Annotated in this window: 4 protein-coding genes and 2 pseudogenes (1 of these 6 only partly in view); all 6 read left to right on the top strand. The window is 49.7% G+C overall.

Translation table 11 applies throughout. The features are described 5' to 3' along the window. Positions 1–4,124, top strand: partial view of a type I polyketide synthase gene (locus IQ256_RS07710; protein WP_193854962.1) — the 3' portion only. 523 nt of this gene lie to the left of the window's left edge; 4,124 of the gene's 4,647 nt are visible here — the last part of the coding sequence; its start codon lies off the left edge, out of view; its stop codon occupies positions 4,122–4,124. Then, positions 4,121–11,023: pseudogene (locus IQ256_RS07715) on the top strand (amino acid adenylation domain-containing protein); the annotation flags it as partial. The gene IQ256_RS07710 and the pseudogene IQ256_RS07715, both read left to right, overlap by 4 nt. Positions 11,024–11,116: 93 nt before the next feature. Beyond that, positions 11,117–11,461: pseudogene (locus IQ256_RS30320) on the top strand (phosphopantetheine-binding protein); the annotation flags it as partial. Then, entirely contained in the window at positions 11,458–19,368 is a 7,911-nt protein-coding gene (locus IQ256_RS07720; protein ID WP_193854964.1) for a non-ribosomal peptide synthetase, read from the top strand. The pseudogene IQ256_RS30320 and the gene IQ256_RS07720, both read left to right, overlap by 4 nt. Continuing rightward, the gene (locus IQ256_RS07725) at positions 19,368–22,784 is read left to right on the top strand and encodes a non-ribosomal peptide synthetase (protein ID WP_193854965.1); all 3,417 of its coding nucleotides are present in this window, start codon (positions 19,368–19,370) and stop codon (positions 22,782–22,784) included. The genes IQ256_RS07720 and IQ256_RS07725 overlap by 1 nt, the downstream gene beginning before the upstream one ends. Beyond that, a partial coding sequence (locus tag IQ256_RS07730) for a condensation domain-containing protein (protein WP_193854966.1) occupies positions 22,781–25,174 on the top strand: 2,394 nt, incomplete at its 3' end. The genes IQ256_RS07725 and IQ256_RS07730, both read left to right, overlap by 4 nt.

Genomic DNA, 25,174 nt, shown 5'->3' on the forward strand with positions numbered 1-25,174 from the left:
TATCTTACAAGCTCAACTTAAACGGCCCCAGCGTAGATGTTCAAACTGCCTGTTCATCTTCTCTGGTATCGGTGCATATGGCGGCGCAGTCATTGCTAAGTGGGGAATGCGACATGGCGATCGCGGGCGGTGTAGCCATCTCTAAACAAATTGGATACCGAGCCCAGGCGGGCAGTATTTATTCTCCTGATGGACACTGCCGGGCGTTTGATGCGGCGGCGGCAGGCACCGTTGGTGGGAACGGCGTGGGGATTGTTGTACTAAAGCGGTTAGAAGATGCGATCGCTGATAATGACACTATTGATGCCATCATCAAAGGCTCAGCGATCAACAACGACGGCGCTCAAAAAGTTAGCTACACCGCCCCCAGCGTCGAAGCACAGGCTAGTGTCATCAAAGCTGCTCAAGCGATGGCAGAAGTTTCACCGCAAAGCATCAGCTACATCGAGGCTCACGGCACCGGCACCGCAATGGGCGATCCGATTGAAATGTCTGCGCTCAAGCAAGCTTTTGGTTCGCAGGCAGAAGCTTCAACAAAATCTTCTGAACCAAGATCTTTTGAACGCCGCTGCGCCATCGGTTCAGTGAAACCTAATATTGGTCATTTAGACGCTGCCGCAGGCATTTCAGGCTTTATCAAAACGGTGCTGGCGCTAAAACATCAGCAAATTCCAGCGACGCTACATTTTCAGAAAGCTAACCCTGCCATAGATTTTCAGAATACTCCTTTCTACGTCAATGCAAGCTTAGCTGAGTGGCTTCAAGACCAAGGCCCACGCCGTGCAGGTGTTAGCTCCTTTGGGATTGGGGGCACCAATGCCCACATTGTTTTAGAAGAAGCTCCTCAAGATACGCAGGTTCAACAATCTGACAATAAGCTAACAGCAAACAATCATCTTTTAGTACTCTCAGCGAAAACGCAATCTGCGCTAGATATCGCGTCTATGAATTTGGCAGATTACTTTCGTAAAGACGAAGACATGACGCTAGCAGATGTAGCTTATACTCTACAGGTCGGACGAAAAGCCTTTGAGCATCGTCGAAGCATCGTCTGTAGAAATTCTGCTGAAGCCATCGAGAGCTTACGCAATCAAACCTCACAAAAAATCTCCGAACAGCCGTCCTTAGTCTTCTTGTTCTCTGGGCAGGGCAGCCAGTACGCTGACATGGCAAAAGAACTGTATGAAACGCAGCCAATATTTCAGCAGGCTTTCAAACAGTGTCAAGACATTCTTGAGGAAGAAAACATTGGCCTGTCAGCGCTTTTATACAACAAAGAGAAAGAGAGGCTGTATGAAACAGCTTATGCTCAGCCTGTGCTCTTCGCTGTAGAGTATGCACTTGCTCAGCTTTGGATGCACTGGGGCGCTGAGCCTGTCGCGCTGCTAGGCCATAGCTTAGGCGAATACGTAGCCGCTTGCTTAGCGGGCGTTTTCGATTTAGAGACAGCACTCAAAATTGTAGTACGCAGGGGCCAGCTCATGCAGCAGATGCCCACAGGGGCCATGCTGTCTGTAGGGCTGAGCGCTGATGCGGTTTCAGACTGGCTAAATGATGACCTGACGCTCGCTGCTAGCAACGGGCCACAGCTATGCGCGGTTTCTGGGAGTATGGAGGCGATCGCAGCCCTTCAATATCGCTTAGAAAGCAACAACATTAGCTGCCGCCCGATCAAAACGTCTCACGCTTTTCATTCTCCGATGATGGAGGATGCGATCGCCCCCTTTGTAGAATATCTCCAACAAGTCACCTTTCACCCACCCACCATTCCTTTCATTTCCAACGTTACAGGCACCTGGATTACCCCAGAAGCAGCCACCAGCCCCGACTATTGGGGACGTCAAATGCGCCAACCTGTGCGCTTTAGCGAAGGCGTTGCCACACTCTTGCAGCTCAACGATCCGCTCTTTCTAGAAGTTGGCCCAGGCAACGTACTCACCACGCTTACACAGCAACAGCTTCCCCCACAGCGAACTCACACCGCAGTCAACAGCCTACCCCATCCAAAATCAGCCACATCCGACATGGCTCAAATGCTCACAGCTATAGGCCAGCTCTGGGCAACAGGCATTGACATTGACTGGGAAGCTTTTCAGGAAAACCACAACCATCGCCGCATTCCTCTACCGACCTATCCTTTCGAGCATCAGCGCTACTGGGTAGATTTCGTAGATTCCACCACAGCAGCCCTTTCTCACAACAGTCAACAGAAGGAACAGTCAGCTTCATCTATCAAGCTCAACGCTGATATGGAAAACTGGTTCTACGCACCTAGTTGGGAGCGGCGTCTACCCGTTCTCAAGGCCATTGATACGACTCAAAAACCATGCTGGCTATTGTTTGCGGATAGCAACAAAACAGATGGCGACAAGGTTGGTCAGCAGCTTTCCCAAATGATTGAGCAAGCAGGGCAAGATGTCTTCGTTGTGCATAGAGGAAAAGAATTTGAGCAAGCGGGCTATCGCCAGTTTTCTTTGAATGCTGAACAGCCAGAGGGGTTCAAGCAGCTATTAGAAGATTTGCAGTTGCGGGAGAAAGTTCCTACGGAAATTGTTTATTTGTGGGGGGCTGGGGCGAAAACCTCTGACTCTTTCGTGGCGCTTATGAATTTATTGAAGGCGTTTTCTACAGTAGGAAACAGCCGAGATAATACGTTGCAAATTACAGTAGTTACTGAGGCTGCGTATGATGTTGCTGGCACCGAAGCGTTGAATCCTCAGCAGGCTGAAGTTCAAGGATTGATTCAGGTAGTGGGTCAAGAATATCCGTCTACAGGCGCTCGTCAAGTAGATTGGGTGAAAAGCGATCGCACCTCGAAACAAGTGGCTCAACAGCTTTGGAGGGAGTTACAGGTAGAGCAGCCAGCAGCCGTTGTTGCTTACAGAGGTGGTGAAAACAGAGGCGGTGAGAAGGTTTCAAATAGCGATCGCCATCGCTGGCAGCAAACTTATCAGCCCCTCACCCTGTCAAAAGACACGCCTAAAACTTCTGTTCGTCTCCGTCAGAAGGGGCTTTATGTAATCGTTGGTTCCACTGGGATAGAAGAAACACTCGAAAGAGGACTTTCTTTTTCGAGCGGATTAACTCACGTGTGGGCGACACATTTAGAAAAGGACTATCGGGCAAAGGTCGCATTTGCAAACGGTACCGACCTAAACGCCTTAGAAAAAGCGCTTCAGCAGATAGTGACTGAATTTGGCCCGATCCACGGAGTATTTATCAGTAGCCCAATGACCAACGAAAAGTCTGCGGCTCCGCTTGCTTTACTTCAGTCTCATCACTGGGAATACAACTGTCAAAGCAAAAAAGAAGTTCTACAGAATCTTGCTGTGGCACTGGCCGACCTCAATCCCGATTTCTGTTGCGTCCAGTCGTCTCTCTCCTCTGTTATCGGTGGGCTTGGGCTAGCAGCCTACGCAGGTGCCAATCATTTCATAGATGCATTCGTCGCCCAGCAAAACCAACAGTCTCCCTTTTCCTGGTTTAGCATCAACTGGGACGCGATCGCCGAGAAAGAAGAAAACTCTCTACAGCAAAAAAGCTGGGGTGATGCGCTTGCTAATTTTGCGCTCACGCCTACTGAAGCTTGGCAAGCGACCGAACGCATCCTCACGCAGGCCACTCCTGGCCAAATTATTGTTTCAAAAGGCGATCTGTTCGCCCGCCATCGCCGCTGGATAAAGGCAGTTCCTTCAGTACAATTAATTGAAGAAACAAATAATTCGCAATCAGACGGCTCTACTCAATCGGACAAAAGCTATAGCCGCCCACAGCTCTCCACCGCTTACGCTGCTCCTCGCAATACAACAGAAATCACCATCGCTGCTATCTGGCAAGATTTGCTTGGGCTAGAGAAAATAGGCGTAAACGACAGCTTCTTTGATCTAGGGGGCCATTCATTGCTTGCGATTCAGGTCATCTCACGCCTTAGAGAAGCGTTTCCAGTAGATATTGAGATGCGTAATCTTCTCTTTGAAGCGCCCACGGTCGCTAAGATTGCGGCAGTCATTGATGAACAGCTTCCCCAGCAAAGCGAGCTAGACGAAATGGCCGTGCTGCTCGCAGAGGTGCAAACCCTTTCGATTGAGGAAGTTCAAACCCAACTCGCAGGAGGTGACGCATGAGTCAGTTTTATCGGCAGCTAGCCACGCTCACTCCTGAACAACGGGCGCTATTTGAGAAAAAGCTTGCCCAGAAAGGCTTAGACAAAAAGCTAGGTCAAAAATTGGGCTCCGGTGCGATTCAGCCTTGCGCCAAAGACCAGCCCATTCCGCTGTCCTTTGCTCAACAGCGGCTATGGTTTGTACAGCAGCTTGACCCCACGACCACGGCCTACAATGTTGCCAGCGTGCTAGAGCTAACGGGTGCGTTAGACGCTGTTGCCCTAGAAAAAAGCTTGAATGCGTTAGTTGAGCGCCACGAGACCTTTCGCACTCGTTTTGAGCTAGATAGCCAACAACCTGTTCAGGTCATTGAACCACCAAAATCTATTCACTTGCAGCAGGAAAATCTCAGCCCAGCAGCAGACTCGCAAACAGTCGCTGACCAAAGAATTCAGGCCGTCACTCAAGCGCCGTTTGACCTTGCTAAGCCGCTGCTAAGAACAGCTCTATTAAAGGTTGCAGAAAACCGCCATCTCTTTGTTCTGGCCACCCACCATATCATTAGCGATCGCTGGTCGGTCATGGTCTTTCTCAGAGAAATGACCATACTGTACAGAGCATTCTCTCAGGGGCAATCTTCGCCTTTGCCTCCGCTACCGATTCAGTATGCAGATTGGGCCGTTTGGCAGCGTCAGCAGCTTCAAGGAGAAAAACTCGACCAGCAGACAAACTACTGGAAAGATCAGCTCTCCGGCGAACTTCCCGTTTTAGATCTGCCGCTGGATCGCCCTTACGAAGCAGTGGCAACCTACAGCGGCGCTCAAGTCCCTTTGGCGCTGCCGCTAGCGCTATCAACAAAGCTCAAGGCACTGAGCGCTCAGCAAAATGTCACCCTGTTTACGCTGCTGCTAACCGCGCTTAAAGTATTGCTTCATCACTATACGGGCAGTGAGGATATTGTGGTGGGCAGTGATATTGCAAATCGCGATCGCACCGAAACAGAAGGTCTCATTGGCCTGTTGGTAAACACGCTCGTATTCCGCAGCGACTTGTCCAATAATCCTCGCTTTTGCGATCTGCTACAGCAAGTAAGAGAGACTGTGTTGGGTGGCCTCGCCCATAAGGAATTACCCTTTGAAAAGCTGATAGAAGTCATCAACCCTGAGCGGCACCTTAGTCAAATGATGCCGCTGTTTCAGGTAAAGCTAGATTTGCAGCAGGTGGACGTGAGACCGATGCAGATGGACGGGCTAACGATTGTCCGCTATCCGCTACCTGAAACCCAAGCCAAATACGAGCTGCGGCTGAACTTACAGGACACCGAGTCAGGCATTGCTGGACAGGTAGAATACAACAAAGACTTGTTTGATGAAAGCACCATCGTTCGCATGGTTTTCCATTTTCAAACGCTGCTTTCTGGGTTAGTAGACAATCTCGAAGCACGACTATCTGAGCTACCCCTATTGAGTGAGAAAGAGCAACAGACGCTTTTAGTCGATTGGAATCAAACTCACCAGCCTTATCCGACAAATGTCTGTATTCATCAGCTATTTGAGGCTCAAGTAGAGAAAACGCCAAACGCGATCGCGCTGAGCAATCCATTAGCCAACGATCGAACTGCCTACACCTACACAGAACTCAATCGAAAAGCTAATCAGCTCGCACATCATCTCCGAGAACTTGGCATTGGAAATGTTCAATCTACCCAAACCATAGGCATCTGTATGACTCGCTCGTGCGAGATGGTCATCAGCATGTTAGCCGTCTTAAAGGCAGGCGGCACCTACGTTCCACTCGATATTGCCTATCCTGCCGAGCGACTAAGCTTTATTGCCGAAGATGCTCAGCTTCAGGTTTTGCTAACTCAAGGAGAAGAAGTCACCTTTGAAGTAACCCAATCTCTCAAAGTTGTTGATATCACAGCGATTGAAAATGATTCAGCTAGAACAGAAAATATGGCCTCGGCCTCTACACCTGAAAGTCTTGCCTACGTGATCTACACATCAGGCTCCACAGGTCGTCCTAAAGGAGTCGCGATAGAACACCGTAGTACAGTTTCATTCTTGCACTGGACAAAACAACAGTTCTCAGCAACTGAGCTATCCGGCGTTCTAGCCTCAACCTCCATCTGCTTTGATCTCTCTGTCTTCGAGATTTTCGCACCTTTAAGCTGGGGCGGGCGTGTCATCGTTGTAGAAAACGTCCTAGCCATACCCAACCTGCCAACTGCCGCCAACATTAGCCTACTCAACACTGTTCCTAGCGTACTGACTCATCTTTTAAAGGTCGCTAAGCTACCCACTTCTATCCAAACCGTTAATCTAGCGGGTGAATCGCTCCCTGTTTCTCTTGTAGAGCAGCTTCACAATCTCTCTCACATTCAACACGTCTACAATCTCTACGGCCCCTCAGAAGATACGACTTACTCCACCTGTGCCCCTTTACACAAACACCAGTTCTCTACTAATGAACATCGAGTACCCATTGGAAAACCGATTGCCAATACTCAAGCTTTTGTCCTCGATCGCTATCAACAGCCTGCGCCCGTTGGCATTTCCGGTGAGTTATACCTATCAGGTTCAGGGCTGGCACAGGGCTATCTGAATCAGTCAGCGCTGACAGCTGAGCGCTTTATTGAGCAGTCTACACTGGGGGAAAGGCTGTATAAAACAGGCGATCGCGTCCGCTACCGACCTGACGGTGCGCTAGAGTTTCTAGGCCGCTTTGACCATCAAATAAAAATTCGAGGCTTCCGCATCGAAACAGGAGAGATAGAAACGGCGCTTCGTCAGCATAGTGCTATTCAAGACGTGGTTGTTGTTGCACACAGTCCAATGGAGAACCAGACAGAAAAACAGCTTGTCGCGTATGTCGTCACTGACCTGGAAAGCCCACAGATAGCCCTTCGGAAAGATCTCGCCCAGCGTCTGCCCGACTATCTCATTCCTACGGTGTGGATAACGCTGGACTCACTGCCTCAACTGCCCAACGGTAAAATTGATCGTCGTGCCCTGCCAGTAACTACTCAGCTCAGCAGCTCACAGACTTATGTCGCGCCCAGTTCCCCAAAAGAGAAAACACTTGCGAATATTTGGTGCAGCGTACTTAGTCAAGAAAAAGTTGGCATTCACGACAATTTCTTTGAGCTAGGTGGACACTCTCTCCTAGCGATTCAAATTGTGGCTCAAGCGGAAGATGCTTTGCAAACAAAGATTCCGCTCCGCGCATTCTTCCAATCTCCAACGGTTGCAGGTCTAATAGCGACTATTGAAGAAAACACATCAGACAGCCAAGACTTCACTCAGGACGTTACTCACAAACAACGGATTGAGATTGACTTAGCCCATAGGCATGAGCCTTTCCCACTGACCGATATTCAGCAAGCGTATTGGTTAGGGCGATCGCAAGCCTTTGATCTTGGTAACATTGGCACCCACGGCTACCGAGAAATAGAGGTGATGGGCCTATCTGTACCAGATGCCGAGGCCGCGCTAAACAAACTGATTAAGCGCCATGACATGCTGCGGGCGGTGGTGAATACAGACGGGCAGCAAATGATTTTGCCAGAGGTGTCTGAGTACAGGGTTCAGGTAACAGATATAAGTGAGTCATCTGCTCAAAAACAACAGATTAGACAGATTCGCGATCACCTCTCTCATCAGATATTCAAACCAGAGCAGTGGCCCCTATTCCATATCGAAGCTGCCCGCTTGCCTAGCAACAAAATCCGCTTCTTTGTCAGCTTCGACGTACTCATTGGCGATGCCTGGAGCTTTCAGCTTTTGGGTCGAGAGATGGCGATGCTGATCATGGGTCAATCGTTGCCGCCGCTTAGCCTCAGCTTCCGCGACTACGTAATGGCAGAGCAAGCCTTTAGAAAAACGCCTGCTTATGAAAAGTCGCTTCAGTACTGGCAGAGCCGCCTTGCTACATTGCCATCTGCGCCAAGCCTACCGTTGACGATGGCACCAAGCCAGGTGATCGCCCCCCGTTTTGAGCGGCGCAGCGGTCAGCTTGAGGCGGCTGAGTGGGCCAGACTAAAACAGCTCGCGAACAAGGCATCTCTGACTCCATCCGGTGTTGTTCTAGCTGCCTTTGCCGAAGTGCTTACCACATGGAGCCAAAGCCCTCAGTTCACGCTGAATCTCACATTGTTCAACCGCCTGCCGCTACATCCAGAGGTAAATCAAATCATCGGCGATTTTACGGCTTCTCTTCTGTTGGCGATTGATAACAGTGGCACTGATAGCTTTACTGGCCGTGCTCAACGCCTACAAAACCAGCTTTGGGATGATTTGGAGCATCGCGCTGTCAGCGGTGTACAGGTGCTAAGAGAATTGGCTAAGCTGCCTCAAAATGGCGGCGGCACTAAAGGTCGTGGTGCACTGATGCCTGTAGTGTTCACGAGTACGCTCAATCAGGCCATTCCGAAGAAAGAACAAAATATTTGGCAGAGTGAGACGGTCTACAGCGTGAGCCAAACGTCTCAGGTGTATTTAGATCATCAGGTTTCAGAAATTGAAGGCGCGTTGGTTTTCAATTGGGACGCGATCGCCGATCTGTTCCCGGCAGGTCTCCTAGACCAAATGTTTACAGCCTATACTCAACTGCTACATCAGCTCGCAACAGACGAAACTATCTGGCATGGTCTACCACAGCTTGCACCCACCAATCATGTGCGCGAGCTAAACTCAGGCGGCCATGCACCTTTTGAGAAAGGCGATCGCCTCCTGCACGAACTGTTCTTCGAGCAAGCACAGCAGCAGCCCGACCAGATTGCGGTCATCACATCTGAGAAGTCTTTAACATACGCACAGCTCGCTGATCAATCACTTCAGCTTTCTCGTCAGCTTCAACAGTTGGGCGTTCGTCCTAATCAGCTTGTCGCAGTCTCTATGCCAAAGGGCTGGCAGCAGGTGATCGCGGTTCTAGGCATCTTAAGCTCAGGGGCCGCTTATGTTCCTATCGATCCAGCCCTTCCACGGGATCGCCGCTGGCAGCTTATTGCCGATACTGCCGCCGAAATTGTGTTGACCACAGACAGCAGTATTCTGGACTGGCCGACAGGTCTGACGCAGATCTGCGTTGGCGAACGATTCAATGCAGATACAACAGAGGCTGAAACAACACTTGTTCCAAAGAGAATTCAGTCTTCAACAGATTTAGCCTACGTTATTTACACCTCTGGCTCTACGGGAATGCCCAAGGGTGTGATGCTAGATCATCAAAGCGTAGTGAATACCCTTTTAGATATCAATCAGCGGTTTGAGGTGACTCAGCGCGATCGCGTCTTTGTCCTCTCCTCTCTCAGCTTTGATCTTTCCGTATACGATATTTTCGGCACACTAGCTGCTGGCGCGACCCTCATCATCCCCACCGCCGAACAAATCCAAAACCCAACCCATTGGCGACATCTGATCACAGCGCATCAGGTCACCATCTGGAATTCTGTTCCCGCTCTTATGCAGCTACTCACAACAGAATTAGCCGACTCTAATCAAACGCATGATGCGCTTCGCTTGGTGACGCTCAGCGGTGACTGGATTCCGCTTACGCTACCTGAGCAGATACAAAAGCATGCTCCTATGGCTCAAGTAGTCAGCTTGGGAGGTGCAACAGAAGCAGCGATTTGGTCGATTGCTTACCCCATAGAATCTGTTGATTCTAGCTGGCGCAGTATTCCTTACGGGAAGCCGCTGGCTAATCAAGAGTGGTACGTTTTAGATGAGAACCTAAACCCTTGTCCTTGTTGGGTTCCCGGACAGCTCTATATCGGTGGCATTGGGTTAGCCAAGGGCTATTGGAACCAGCCTGAGCTGACATCGGAGCAATTTGTTGACCATAGGCAGCGAGGCAGATTGTATAGAACGGGCGACCTGGGGCGCTACCATCCCGATGGAACACTTGAGTTCTTAGGTAGAGAAGATTTTCAGATTAAGGTGAATGGCTACCGGATTGAGCTGGGCGAGATTGAGAGTGCGTTGCAACAGTATCCAGCGATTGAGACGGCTGTGGTAGAAGCCGTGGGAACGCCGCCTGAGCTAGTGGCGTATGTTGTTCCTGCGCTGAAGAAAGGGACGGATGCGATCGCTCAACCCCTCTCAAAGCTAGACTTCAAACAAAAGCAGATAGGCATACGCAAAGATGAGGCTGAATCGCAGCGAGTTTTACTACCTCAACCAAACGCAACTGAAAGCGACTACTTACAGCGCCAGAGCCATCGTCAGTTTTTGACAAACCCAGTTGAGACAAACCACTTCAGCGATTTTCTCTCTGTGCTAGGCGCTCGCCCTCTGGTCAACGCGCCCTTACCCAAATATCGCTATGCTTCGGCGGGAAGTCTCTACCCAATTCAAACCTATCTTCACGTCTGTACAAATCGCATCACAGATGTTGAGGCGGGCTGGTACTACTATCACCCAGTCGAACATTGTCTAGTAAAGCTCTCTTCAGAAGAGAATGATGAGGATAACGAACTGTTATATGGACCTAACTACTCACTCAGCGAAGACAGCGCGTTCTCTCTTTTCCTCGTTGCCAATTTAGATGCCATTGAACCTATCTACGGAGACAAAGCCCGAGATTTCTGTCTGATTGAAACGGGCTATATGGGACAGCTTATGATGGAGAAAGCATCCAGTTTTGAGCTAGGTCTATGCCCGATTGGAGGCTTCAACGCGGCGGCGCTCCAGCAACAGCTTACTCTAGGTCAGCAGCATCAGCCGCTTCATGCTTTAATCGGTGGAGCCATCGATCCAGCCTGGAATCAGCAGTGGCAGGCGGTTAGTCAACCTGCACAAACTGTTTCTATCAAGGAAACGCTGAGACAGCATCTAAGCGAAAAGTTGCCTGGCTATATGGTGCCAGCTCGCTACCAGATACTGGAAAATCTGCCGCTGACAGCCAACGGGAAAGTGGATAGGCGATCGCTCCCTATTCCCGATTTTAACGAAGTGGAATATGTTGCACCCACTTCACCTACCGAAAAGACTATCGCTGAGCTGTGGAAAACCGTCCTAGAAGTTGAAAAAGTGGGCATTCACGACAACTTCTTTGAGCTAGGTGGCAATTCTCTCACTGCTATGCAGCTCCTGTCAAAGCTTCAAAACGCCTTTTCTACCACGCTAACCATCGCTCAGCTATTTTCAGCCCTTACGCCTGAAAAGCAAGCTAAGCTGGTAGACCAGTCTCTATCCTCTCAGCCTTCTCGTGCCAAAGCTGATGTGATTCCACGGAGACAAGCGAGCGCTGATACACCATCTGTTGATATATCATCTATCGACGCACTATCTGATGATGATGTAGACGATTTGCTCACGCAGTTATTGAATGAACAGAATCAGGAGGTAGGCTCATGAATTCAGTAAATACTCCTGATATCAAGAATCTAACGGCTGAGCAGAAGCGCGACCTGTTGACGAAGCTGATACAGCGTAAGGCGTTAAAGAAAGCGGTTTCTAAATCGGCTTCTGAATCAGTCTCTGAATCAAAGACTGAACAGAGTGCGCCTCTCTCTTTCGCACAAGAGAGATTGTGGTTTATTGATCAGCTTCAGCCCGGAGAGTCGGTATATACCATTCCTGCGGTTATTCGGCTTGTCGGAGCGCTGCAAGTAGAGACGCTACAGCGTTGCCTAAATGAGATTGTGGTTCGTCATGAGATCTTGCGGTCGCACATCACCACACAAGATGACGAGCCAATCCAAAAGATACTGCCTCAGCTTGAAATAAAGCTCGAAATTAAAGACATTCAGCTTAACGTTGACGAAGATCTCACAGCTCAGCTACATCCTTACCTAACAGAAGTGGTCTCACAGCCTTTCAACTTAAATGAAGCGCCGCTTTTGCGCTGTCGGCTTCTCAAGCTAGGCGATCGCGACCACGTTTTGGTTGTCACCATTCATCACATCATCGCGGACTACTGGTCACTAAAGGTGCTAGTGAAAGAGATTTCTACACTGTATCACGCATTCTCTCAACAACAGTCCTCTCCTTTAGCTCCGCTTTCTATCCAATACGGCGACTATGCCGCGTGGCAAAGAGCCCAGGTTTCCTCACACCAATCCCAGCTTGACTTCTGGCTCACCCAGTTTGCCAACCCGCCCGCAGTGCTGCAACTGCCGACGGATCGCCCTCGCCCTGCGCTGCAAAGCTTCAGCGGCAGACGAGAATCATTCGCGCTATCGCCTTTTCTATCAACAGCGTTAAAACAATTTTCTGAGCGATCCCAAACAACCCTCTTTATGACTCTGCTAGCAGCCTTTCAGGTACTGCTCTATCGCTACTCTGGTCAGTCAGATATCTTAGTGGGTTCCACAGTTAGCAACCGCGACCAGGCAGAAACCCAAAACCTCATTGGCCTATTCGTCAACAACTTAGTCTTTAGAGCGCAGTTTAAGGCTGAGCAGCCGTTCACACAGTTTTTACAACAGGTAAAAGCAACCGCACTCGACGCTTACGCGAATAAAGACGTTCCATTTGAACAGGTTGTCGATGCGCTGAAAGTTGAGCGAAATCTCAGTCATCACGCCCTCTTTCAAGTGATGTTCATTCTCCACAACACACCGACATCTAGTTTCAAACTACCCGAGCTAGAGCTTTCAGCCTTAGAGATAGACAACAGTTCATCTCGCTTCGACCTGAGCTTGGATATGTACGAAGGCGAAGGAACAATTACTGGCGTTTTTGAATACAACACAGATCTCTTCAATGCAGATACCATTCAGCGCCTCATTGCTTATTTTGAAACGCTTCTGATTGGACTAATAGAGGCACCAGAAACGCCGATTGGCCTTCTTCCACTGCTAAATCAAGCAGAACTACGCGAGCTAGACAACTGGAATCAAACAACGGTTGGTCTTCCTAATCTGTGCGCTCATCAGCTCATCGAAGCGCAGGTAGAACAAACGCCAGATGCGATCGCCCTTTCTGTCGATTCTGTCCTTGCTGACAACGTAGCTTCTCAAGCTCTCTTACCAGAGCAACCCTGGTCATACAAACAGCTCAACAGCAGGGCTAACCAGCTCGCTCGCTATCTCCTTACTCAGGGCGCGAAGTCCGGTAGCCGAATTGCAATTGCAGTAACCCGCTCAGCCGAACTCGTTCTTGCTATGCTAGCTGTGCTTAAGCTGGGCGGTACCTACGTCCCCCTCGATCCCACCTATCCAAAATCTCGCTTGCAGCACGTAATAAGAGATGCAAACGTATCCCTAGTCTTAGAATCAGAGGCTTCTTTAAGCGGTCTTGTTTTAGATATTGATGTTCCCTTGCTCGATTTAAAGCGCCAAAAAGAGGATATCGATCAGCTCTCTACAGAAAATCTCTCCGTATCGGTCAGGCCCGAAGATCTAGCCTATATCATCTACACCAGCGGCAGCACAGGCAAGCCAAAAGGCGTTCCTATCCAGCATCGCAGCCTTGTGAATCTGTTGCATTCGATGGCAAAGGTGCCTGGGTTAACTGCTGAGGATACCTTTTTAGCGGTCACGACCGTTGCTTTTGATATTGCGGCCTTAGAATTGTTGTTGCCTTTAACCGTGGGGGCAAGACTTGCGATCGCCAGCCCTGAAACTGTTCGAGACAGCGATCGCCTGATCGCCCAGCTAGAAAACGACGAAACCACCGTCATGCAGGCAACGCCCGCCACTTGGCGAATGCTGCTAGATACGGGTTGGAAAGGTTCAGAAACGCTCAAAATCTTCTGCGGTGGGGAAGCGCTTGATCTTCCACTTGCTCAGCAGCTACTTCCCTGCTGTAAAGAACTTTGGAACCTGTACGGGCCCACGGAAACTACTATTTGGTCTAGCGCCCTCCGTATTGATGCAGCCTCTCTAAAAGAAGGGTTTGTTCCTATCGGTGGCCCGATTGATAATACGGTATTTTATGTTCTTGATCAGCAACAACAGCCTGTGCCTGTCGGTGTACCCGGCGAACTACATATTGGTGGGTTAGGTTTGAGTACAGGATATTTGAATCGAGCAGAGCTAACGAAGGAAAAGTTTATTCTTAGAGATACAACCCCTCTTTATAAAACTGATGATCTCGTCTGCCGTCACGCCAACGGCATCCTAGAATATCTAGGCCGTTTAGATCACCAGGTCAAGCTACGTGGCTTCCGCATTGAGCTAGGCGAAATCGAAGCCGTCTTGAACAATCATCCTGATGTTGATCGGTCTCTTGTTACGCTGCATACCGGAGAAAACGAAGAACCTCAGCTAGTGGCCTACTGCAAGGTCAAAGAAGATGGTGAAGCCGACAGTAAACTAAATATTGAATTAGCGGATTATTCGTCCACACTTTGCCAATACCTCGGCGAACAACTGCCCAGCTATATGCTACCGACAGCCTGCGTCTTACTCGCGGATTTCCCACTCACGCCTAATGGAAAGATTGACCGCAAAGCTCTACCTGCTCCAAAGCTAGGCCATTCTAAAAATCAGCAGTCAGTACCGCTAAAAACTCAAACAGAACAGCTTTTGGCCAATATCTGGGCAGACATACTAAATCTCTCAACCGTTAGCGCCAACGACAACTTCTTTGAGCTAGGTGGCCATTCTCTCTTAGCAGCGCGGGTGATGAGTCGCCTTCAGCTTGCTTTTGACACAACTATACCCTTGCGATCGCTCTTTGAAAATCCAACGCTCTCCGCCTTTGCCAAAACCATAGACGAGACCACGCAAGATTACTCTTTTGAACCAATCCAGTCAATCAATAGGAACCAGCCACTACCCCTGTCTTACGCGCAAAAGCGGCAATGGGTACTTGCCCAGCTAGAGCCAGATAATCCCTTCTACAACATTCCTGCCGCGTTACGGTTGGTAGGCGATTTCTCACTATCACGATTAGAAGAGAGTTTGGCCATTCTGTGCGATCGCCACGAAGCCCTACGCACAACGTTTAAATCAATAAACGGTGAACCCAGCCTGGAAATCTTACCGACTGTCACACCGCAAGTTTCATTTCTAGATGCACAAAAGGAAGGACTATCTGAACAACAAATCAAGCATAAATTAACTGATGAAGCGCGTAAGCCGTTCGACTTAGCAACAGCGCCTCTGATGCGAGTGACCGTTATTCGTATAGAAGGATCTTACCTAGAAAAGCCTTGCCACTTTGTTTTGCTAGTGCTGCATCACATCATTTCAGATGCAGAATCTGTGAGTTCGCTGATGAGAGAAGTCGTCTCCGTTTATAGCCAGCTTGCTAAACAACAGAACGTTGAGCTGTCGCCGCTGTCTACTCAGTATGTAGACTACGCAGCGTGGCAGCAGTCACTTGACACATCCCGACAGCTTAGCTACTGGCAAACGCAGCTATCAGATGCGCCGCCGTTGCTGTCTTTGCCAACGGACTATCCACGGCCCGCCACTCAAAGTTTTGAAGGCGGTAGCTATCGCTTTGCACTAACGGCACAGCAAACTGACGCGCTCAAGCAGCTCAGCCGTCGGCACAATGTCACCTTATTCATGACGCTGATGGCTGCGTTTCAAAGTTTACTGCATCGCTACAGTGACACAGACGATGTTCTAGTCGGAACGCCTATATCTCATCGACCGCAGGCAGCGCTTGAAGGTGTGTTAGGGATGTTCGTGAATACACTTGTGCTGCGAGGAAAGTTCTCTGAAGAAATCACGTTTGCTAATATTCTTCAACAGGTTAGAGAAACTGCGCTGGCGGCTTACGCCAATCAAGATGTGCCGTTTGAACAACTAATAGATGCGCTAGAAGTGCCGCGCAGTTGGAGTCATGCACCTCTATTTCAAGCAATGTTCGTATGGCAGGCAGCTAAGCCCGCAGACGCCGCAACAGTTGACGGCCTGACGTGGTCGCCTTTACTACTTGAGAGCCACACTACAAAAGCAGATCTCACACTATCTATGGCAGAAGAAAGCGCAGAAAGTGATGTCTGCTTGAGTGGAAAATTTGAATATCGCCAAGACTTGTTCAAACGCGGCACAATTGAGATGATGGCGGATGCGTTCTGCACGCTGTTGGACGCGATCGCCCGCAGCCCCGAACAGTCTATATGCAAACTGCCCTTAGTTAGCGATCGCCAAAAGCAACAGCTTCAGCAGTGGAACGATACGGTGCGGGAGTATCCGACAGACCTCTGCCTGCATCAGCTATTTGAGCAGCAGGTGGCGCGATCGCCCCAAGCCACCGCTCTCATCACACCAACCCAAACCCTCTCATATGAGGAACTCAACAGCCAAGCAAATCAGCTCGCCGACCAACTTCGCGCACTTGGCATTCAACCAGATTCCAGAGTTGCCATTTGCTTAGATCGCACGGCAAACCTCATCGTAGCCATACTCGCCGTGCTTAAATCAGGCGGAGCCTACGTCCCCATCGATCCGAACTACCCTAAGGATCGGCTCACTTACATTCTCGAAGATGCACAAGCCTTCGCCGTCATTACCCAGTCTGACTATGCGGCCTTAGTCGCCTCAGCACCCCGTACCATCACACTCGATTCTGTTGAATCTACTTCCTCTCAAACTACGAATTCTTATCCCCAGATTGATAGAGCTCAACCCAACAACCTCGCCTACATCATCTACACCAGTGGTAGCACCGGAAAGCCTAAAGGCGTTGCCATCGAACATCGTAGTCCCGTATCCCTGGTGCAGTGGGCCAGCGAAGTGTATTCTCCTGCTCAGCTATCTGGTGTTTTAGCCGCCACATCAATCTGCTTCGATCTCTCTATCTTTGAGATATTTGTCCCGCTCAGCAGTGGCGGCAGCGTTATCCTAGCCGAAAACGCCTTGCAGCTCCAGGACTTGCCCGCCGCCGAGCAGGTCACACTCGTCAACACAGTTCCAACTGCGATCGCAGAACTCGTCCGCATTCAAGCTATTCCACCTAGCGCCACCACCATCAACCTAGCCGGAGAACCGATTCCACCCACGCTAGTCCAACAGCTTTACGCTCTAGATTCTGTTCAAACAGTCTTTAACCTCTATGGCCCCTCCGAAGATACAACCTACTCCACCTTCACTCAGCTCTCTTCTGGGGATGCAGTTGTTCCTATCGGTAGACCCATTGCCAATACTCAGGCTTACGTTCTAGATCAATATAAAAACATTGTTTCCATTGGAATGCCTGGAGAACTGTATTTAGCAGGTGATGGATTGTCGCGCGGATACTGGAATAGACCAGATCTAACTCAGGAGCGGTTTGCAGACGGTCAGTATAAAACAGGCGACCTTGTACGCCATCGCCCAGACGGGCAGCTAGAGTTTTTAGGCAGATTAGATAGCCAAGTCAAGATTAAGGGCTTCCGAGTTGAGTTAGGAGAAATAGAAGCGGTCTTACTACAACACCCACAGGTCGAGCGGGCAGTGGTGCAGCCGTGGACAGATGAACAAGGTAATCGACGGTTGATTGCCTATGTTATTCTAGGCGAAAAATCTAAAGATCTTATATTGGGTCAGGCACTATCGATGCTGTCTGCAACAGCAGCAGAACTGCGATCGCATCTTAAAAGATCTCTTCCAGACTACATGCTGCCTGCTGTTTTCGTTCCTCTATCAGACCTACCGCTTCTCCCCAATGGAAAACTCAACCGCAAGGCACTTCCTGAACCATTCTTTGAGAAAGTTGTAGAAGAAAAGAGCGCTGAGCTTTCGCCTGTAGAACAAACGCTGACCAATATCTGGCAGACGCTCTTGGGTCAGCCTGTAGGTCTCCACGACAATTTCTTTGAGCTGGGGGGAGATTCTATTCTGGCGATTCAGGCGATCGCACAAGCCCAAACCGCAGGGCTACACTTCTCACCGCGAAATCTCTTCCAACATGCCACTGTTTCGCAGCTTGCAGCCGTCGCTCAGGCATCAGATAGCCTCGTTCCACAAGCACCCATCGTCGGCAGTGTTCCACTCACCCCTATCCAGCACTGGTTCTTTGCACAAGCGCTAAGCCAACCGCACCACTGGAATCAATCTGTGCTGCTAACAGTGAAACAGGCGCTGGAGCCGGATGTATTGGCGCGATCGCTTCAGCAGCTTGTTCAGCACCACGATGCTCTTAGAGCAACATTCTCGCTTTCAGACAGCGTTTGGACACAAACCTATCTCAAGCCAGACACTGACATCTCCCTCAAGGTCATTAAAACAGAAAGCGACGATATAGCTAGCCTGATCACAACAGAAGCCACCGCTGCCCAATCTAGCCTATCTCTAGAAAAAGGGCCGCTGCTAAAAGTCGTCTACTTTGATCTTAAAACGACCTCAGGATCAGAACGCCGTCTACTGATCATTTGCCATCATCTCATTATCGATGGAGTTTCCTGGCGCATCCTGCTCAATGACTTTCAATCTATTTACCAACAGCTTAGCCAAGCTCCCAAAACGCAAACAGCTCAACTTCCGCCTAAAACAATCTCTTGCCAGCACTGGGCAAACCAGCTACTCACCACCGACTTTACAGTCGAGCTTGACTACTGGCAGAAAAACACCTTTGCTCAGGTCGCGCCGCTCCCCCAAGACTTCACTAGCGGCAACAATCTCATGAGTACTGCTCAAACTATCTCTGTATCTTTAACCGCTTCAGAAACACAGAAGCTATTGAAAAAAGTCCCTCACGCCTACAAGGTAAAAACGGACGAGCTGCTTTTGACCGCGCTTCTACTAGCGATCGCACCTACACTAAGCGACCCAGATGCACCCACGCTAAAAATCTCTTTAGAAGGTCACGGTCGCCCGTCGGAGTACAATCTTTCTCGCACCATTGGCTGGCTCACCACGCTCTACCCCGTTTTGCTTCGCGTTCCCTCTACAACAGATCTCAGCGCAGCAATTAAAGCTGTAAAAGAGACGCTAAGAGCTGTGCCTAATCAGGGGATCGGCTACAGTGTACTGCGCTACTTCGCCTCAGAGAACTATTCACTCGAAGCCGATACCCCCATTCGATTCAACTACTTAGGACAAACCGATCAGGTATTTTCTGAAAACGAATGGTTCACGCCCGCTACAGAATCAACTGGCCCGGCTCGCAGCCCTGAAGATTTACGTGATGTTCTTCTCGAAATTAACGCCATCATCAGTCATCACCAGCTCACGATTCACTGGACATACAGCTCAGAGCTGCATAAAGCAGAAACAATCTCTCTCTGGGCAGAAGCACATCTAAATAATATCCGAGACCTTGTTAAACACTGTCTATGCGCTGAAACGGATGGAGGATATAGCCCCACAGACTTCCCACAGATGGGGTTAGAGCAAGGCGAGCTAGACGATTTATTAGCCAGCCTGGGAGGTGAAGCGTAATGAGCCAGCAGAAGACTGTTAATAAACAACATACGGACAAAAAATCTATCGAGAACATGTATCCGCTCTCGCCGATGCAGGAAGGACTATTGTTCCATTCGCTGCTGTCTCCTACTGCGGGTGAATATATTCCTCAAGTTGTGCTGACATTTGTGGCGGAGCCTGGAAAGTGCATTGACGCGCAGCGTCTAAAGCAGGCGTGGGGAAGTGCGATCGCCCGTCACAGCATCTTGAGAACTGGCTTTTATTGGGAACAGCGCGACCAGCCTTTCCAGGTAGTCTATCGTCAGCAGGATAGCTGGATAGACAAACTCTGGATAGAACAAAACTGGCAATTTCTTTCTGCCACGGAACAATCCGCGAAGCTAGATATGCTGCTTGCCTTCAATCGCAGCGAACCGTTCAACCTCAACCAGCCGCCGCTTATGCGGCTCACTTGGATCAACTGCGGTAACCACCAGTATCAACTTCTCTGGTGCTATCACCATCTCATTTTAGATGGCTGGTCGGCTAGCCAGTTATTGAAAGATATCTTTCAGCAGTATTTCGCTTTGGCAAGCAATTCTACCGCTCAGCTTCAGCCGTTGCGTCACTCGTACAGTGACTACATCGCCTGGTTAAACGAACAAGACACTGTCGCTGCACAACGCTTCTGGCAAACCTACCTAAAAAATTGGGCAGGCCCAACTTCGCTGCCAATTCTTAGCAATCAACTTCTTAGCAGTCAACAACAAAAAGCCTCTAAACCTGATTCAAGCTTTACCGAGCAGTCTCGTCCCCTTTCTGCAAAAGCCACTCAAAAGCTAAAAGCCTTTGCCCAGACACACAAGCTTACTCTAAATACACTGGTTCAAGGTGCGTTAGGGTTGGTAATCAGCCGCTATTGCGATACTGCTGATGTCGTCTTTGGGGCAACCTGCTCAGGTCGTCCGACGGCGCTAGAGGGTGCTCTGTCGATGGTGGGGTTGTTTATCAACACGCTGCCCGTACGCATTCAGGTGCCTGAGGCCATTACTGTTGCTGAGTGGCTGCAAAGTATTAGCAGGCAGCAGGCAGAAACAACAGACTATGAGTATGTTTCTCTTGGAGAGTTGCAAAAGTGGGTTAAAGAGAAAAATTCTGTAGAACTAAAAAATCTCTTTGACTGTTTGCTCGTTTTTGAGAGCTATCCAGTGGCAGCGGATATGTTCGGCGCTCAAGCCGACTTTCAGCTCAAGAATATCGACTTTAACGAATGGACTCACTTTCCGCTCACCCTTCTCGTCTCTGGAGAAGATCAGCTTACTTTCACTGCAAAATATCGTTCCGAGCAGGTTCCATCAGACGCTATCGGTCGTTTCTTAGGCCACCTTAACAACGTACTGACTGCATTTGTGAAAAAGCCGGAGCAGGCCATGAGTGAGATATCTTTGCTGTGTTCGGTAGAGAAAAGGCAACTAACTGAATGGAATTCGACGGCAGTAGAAACCTATCCGCTCGATCAGTCGTTGCCATCGCTCTTTGAAGCTCAGGTAGAAAAAACGCCAAATGCGATCGCACTCACCTTCATCAACGAAACGTCTCAAGAAGAAACCCTCACCTACCAAGCCCTCAACGAGAAATCAAATCAACTCGCTCACCACTTACAAGGGTTAGGTATTGGCGAGGGTCAGAATGTCGCGGTTCAAATGGCGCGATCGCAAACCCTAGTCATTGCCCTTCTCGCTGTCCTCAAAGCAGGCGCAGCCTACGTTCCGCTAGACCCTAGCTACCCATCCGAACGCCTAGCATACATGCGCGAAGATGCCGACGTAGCCACCGTTCTCACAGACTTAGCTCTAAAAGAATTATCAACAAAGCTGCAACAACAGCCTACAGACAATCCACCCCGTTCACTCCAACCCGACAGCAGTGCTTACGTTATCTACACCTCTGGCTCCACTGGCAAACCCAAAGGTGTGATCAACACGCACCAGGGCATTGTTAATCGCCTGTGCTGGATGCAACAAGCCTACGAGCTAACCCCCTCACAAAAAGTTCTCCATAAAACGCCTATCAGCTTCGATGTGTCTGTGTGGGAACTCTTCTGGTCCCTCCTCAACGGTGCTACCCTCGTCATCGCTAAGCCTGATGGGCAAAAAGATCCAGCCTATCTCTCCGGTCTCATCCAGTCTCAAAAAGTCTCTGTACTTCACTTCGTCCCTAGCATGTTGGCCACATTCTTAGAAGAGCCGACGGCTAAGCAGTGTGAAACCCTCAAGCATGTTATTTGCAGCGGTGAAGCGCTTTCTCCTACGCTCAAAGAAGCATTTTTTCAACAGTTTTCTTCTACAGCTCTTCACAATCTCTATGGCCCCACAGAGGCGGCTATTGATGTTACGGCTTGGCAGTGCAAATCAAACAGTGACGAACGAACTGTTCCTATCGGCTATCCCATCGCTAACACCCAAATTCACTTGCTAGATAGCCATCGGCGAGCTGTTCCTGTCGGCATTCCTGGAGAGATTTATATTGGTGGCGTCGGTGTTGCAAAAGGCTATCTCAATCGACCAGAACTGACTAAAGAGCGCTTTATTTCCGGGGTTCGGCTCCGCTCACCCCTCGGCTTTGACAAAACTGATACTTTTATCGAAGCTAAGAAAATCTCCTCTAATGAGAGTAAATCTCGCTGCCTGAGCGTAGTCGTTCGCGGAGCGTCTCCGAAGGAGTTAGGCACAACCCAGCCAACACCTCCCCTGTATAAAACTGGCGATCGCGCCCGATACCTTCCCAACGGCGCGATTGAGTACATAGGTCGTAAAGACAATCAAATCAAGCTTCGAGGTGTCCGAATTGAACTCGGAGAAATTGAAAATGCTCTCTGTAGCCATCCTGCTATTTGTCAGGCGGCAGTTGCCCTGCACCATCAAGAATCAGAAGATGGCAGGCTTGTTGGCTACGTAGTCGGAGACCTTGAGAGAATATCTAATCTCAACAAAACTCTGTCTACTTTCCTCAAAGAAAGACTTCCCAGTGCAATGGTGCCAGCCACGTTCGTTCCGCTATCTTCGCTACCGCTGACGCCAAATGGCAAACTGGACCGCCGCGCTTTGCCGGAGCCAGAACAAGGTGAGAGGGCTGAAAAAGTTGCGCCACGGAATGAAACGGAGAAGGCGATCGCACAAATCTGGTCAACCGTTCTTCAGCTTGAAGACATCGGTATCCAGAACAATTTCTTCGAGCTAGGCGGTCACTCCCTCAGCGCCACACGGGTCAACACGCGACTGCGAAAACACTTCGAGCTAGATCTGCCTTTACAAAGCATTTTTGAATATCCTACCCTTGTCGCCCTAGCCACTTACATAGACGCGCTCAAGGTAAGAGAGAATCGTCCCCTACAGCCCAGTAGCTTATCTGAAAACCAAAGACCCGCCGGATACAAGGAGATCGAACTATGACTCAAATGAATACAACGCTGACCCCAATTGAATCATTTTTGGCCGATCTCTCCCGGCAAGAGGTACGGCTATGGATGGATGGCGATCGCCTTCGTTGCACTGGCCCAGAAGAAGTCCTCACTAGCGAGCTAAACGTTCAGCTAAAGGAACGAAAGCCCGAAATCATTGCTTTCCTTCAAAAAACAGAGACTTCTCCCTCGACTGAGGCGATCGCACCTACGCCGCGCCCCGATCATATCCCTTTATCCTTTGCTCAGCAGCGTCTTTGGTTCCTGCACCAAATGCAGCCAGATGCAGCCGTCTACAACCTGCCGATGGCTATTCGGGTAGAAGGATTCCTCGACATTAGCGCATTTGAACAAAGCCTAAACGAGATTGTGCGTAGGCATGAAATTCTACGTACTCGCTTTGTTTCAATCAAAGGCCAGCCCGTTCAGCAAGTAGAGAAAATAGCTACTGTCGAGATAGAAAAAGTAGATTTGCAATCCTCATCACCTTCTACAGAAGACACCCGGCAGGCCATCAAGCAAGCGGCTATTCAAGCAGCGACTCAACCATTTGATCTTAGCCAAGATCAGTTACTTAGGGTCACGCTGCTCAGGCTCAGTGAAACAGAATCTGTTGTGCTTTTCACACTGCATCACATCGTGGCAGATGGCTGGTCGCAGGAAATTCTGATTCAGGAGCTAGCTACTTTCTACCGAGCGACGCTGATGGGCCAAACAGATATGAGCGAAATAGCAACTTCGTTATCAGAACTACCTATACAGTACGCAGACTTCTCTATCTGGCAACAGAACTGGCTTACTGGCGAAACCCTTCAAAAGCAGCTCGGTTATTGGGAAAATCAGCTTGATGCCAATCAGCAGGTGCTACAGCTTCCTACAGACTATCCCCGAGCCAGAACTCAAACCTACCAGGGCGCAGTAGAACAATTCTCTCTCTCTAAAGAACTCAGCGATCAGCTCAGAAAGTTAGGACAAGAGTGCTCCGCTACTTTATTTATGACTTTGCTAGCCGCCTTCAAGGTGCTGCTCTACCGCTACACAAGTCAGACGGATCTGGTCGTCGGTACGCCGATTGCGAATCGCCATCGCCCAGAAGTAGAAGGGTTGATTGGCCTGTTTGTGAATACTTTGGTGTTGCGATCGCACCTCTCCCCCCACGCCAGCTTCAAAACCCTCCTAGAACAAATCAAAACCACCACCTGGGCCGCGTACGATCACCAAGATCTTCCTTTTGAAAAACTCGTCGAAGCCCTACAGCCCGAAAGAGATCTTAGCTATAGCCCACTCTTCCAGGTTAAATTCCGTCTAGAAAATCTCCCAATCGAAACGCTCAGTCTCCCCGGACTCACTTTCCAGCGCCTGCCTCAAGCCGTCACTACCGCCAAGCTAGATCTCAGCGTTGATTTGTATGAAACAGCCGATGGCATTGTTGGTGGATTTGAGTACAACAGCGACTTGTTCAAGCCCGACACCATTCAGCGCATGGTTCGTCACTTTCAAACGCTGCTTTCTGCCATTGTCAAAAATCCAGACAGCCCGATTGCAGTGCTACCTATGCTGACGAGTGAAGAACAACGGCAGCAGCTCGTCGATTGGAATGATACCGAAAAACCCTACAGAGAAGACTGCTGTTTCCATCAGCTTTTTGAAGAGCAGGCTGAGCACGTTCCAGATGCGATCGCCCTTCTTTTTGATGACAGTAAAGAAATTCAACAGCTCACCTACGCCGAACTCAATTGGCGCAGCAACCAGCTCGCGCATCATCTCCAATCATTAGGCGTAGGGCCAGAAGTGATTGTGGGCATTTGCGTGGCGCGATCGCCCGAAATGATTATTGCCCTCCTCGCCGTTCTCAAAGCAGGCGGCGCATACCTTCCCCTCGATCCCACCTATCCCGCCGACCGTCTTGGCTACATGCTAAAAGACGCTCAGGTACCCATTCTCCTTTCCCAAAGCCAGCATCCGCTTACACTTCCATCCAATACTCAAAGGCTCAACCTCGACACAGACTGGCCCACCAATCAACCCAGCACCAACCCCAACAGCACAGTCACACCCGACAATCTTGCTTATCTAATCTACACCTCCGGTTCCACTGGCAAACCCAAAGGCGTTCTTATTCCTCACAGTGGCCTCGTTAACCTCACCGAAGACAAAATCCGCATCTGTGACGTGCGAAAAGGCGACTGCATTCTACAATTCTTCTCCTTCAGCTTCGATGCCTCGATCCCAGAAATCATTATGGCCCTCGCCAGCGGATCAAAACTGTTGCTTGCCCCAGCCATTATGCTGCTTCCCGGCCCCGATCTCAGCGCCCTCATCCAGCGCCACCGTGTCACTCATATCACCCTTACCCCCTCCGCACTCACCAGCGTCCCCTAC

It is taken from the genome of cf. Phormidesmis sp. LEGE 11477, from assembly GCF_015207105.1.
Lineage (GTDB): Bacteria > Cyanobacteriota > Cyanobacteriia > Phormidesmidales > Phormidesmidaceae > Phormidesmis.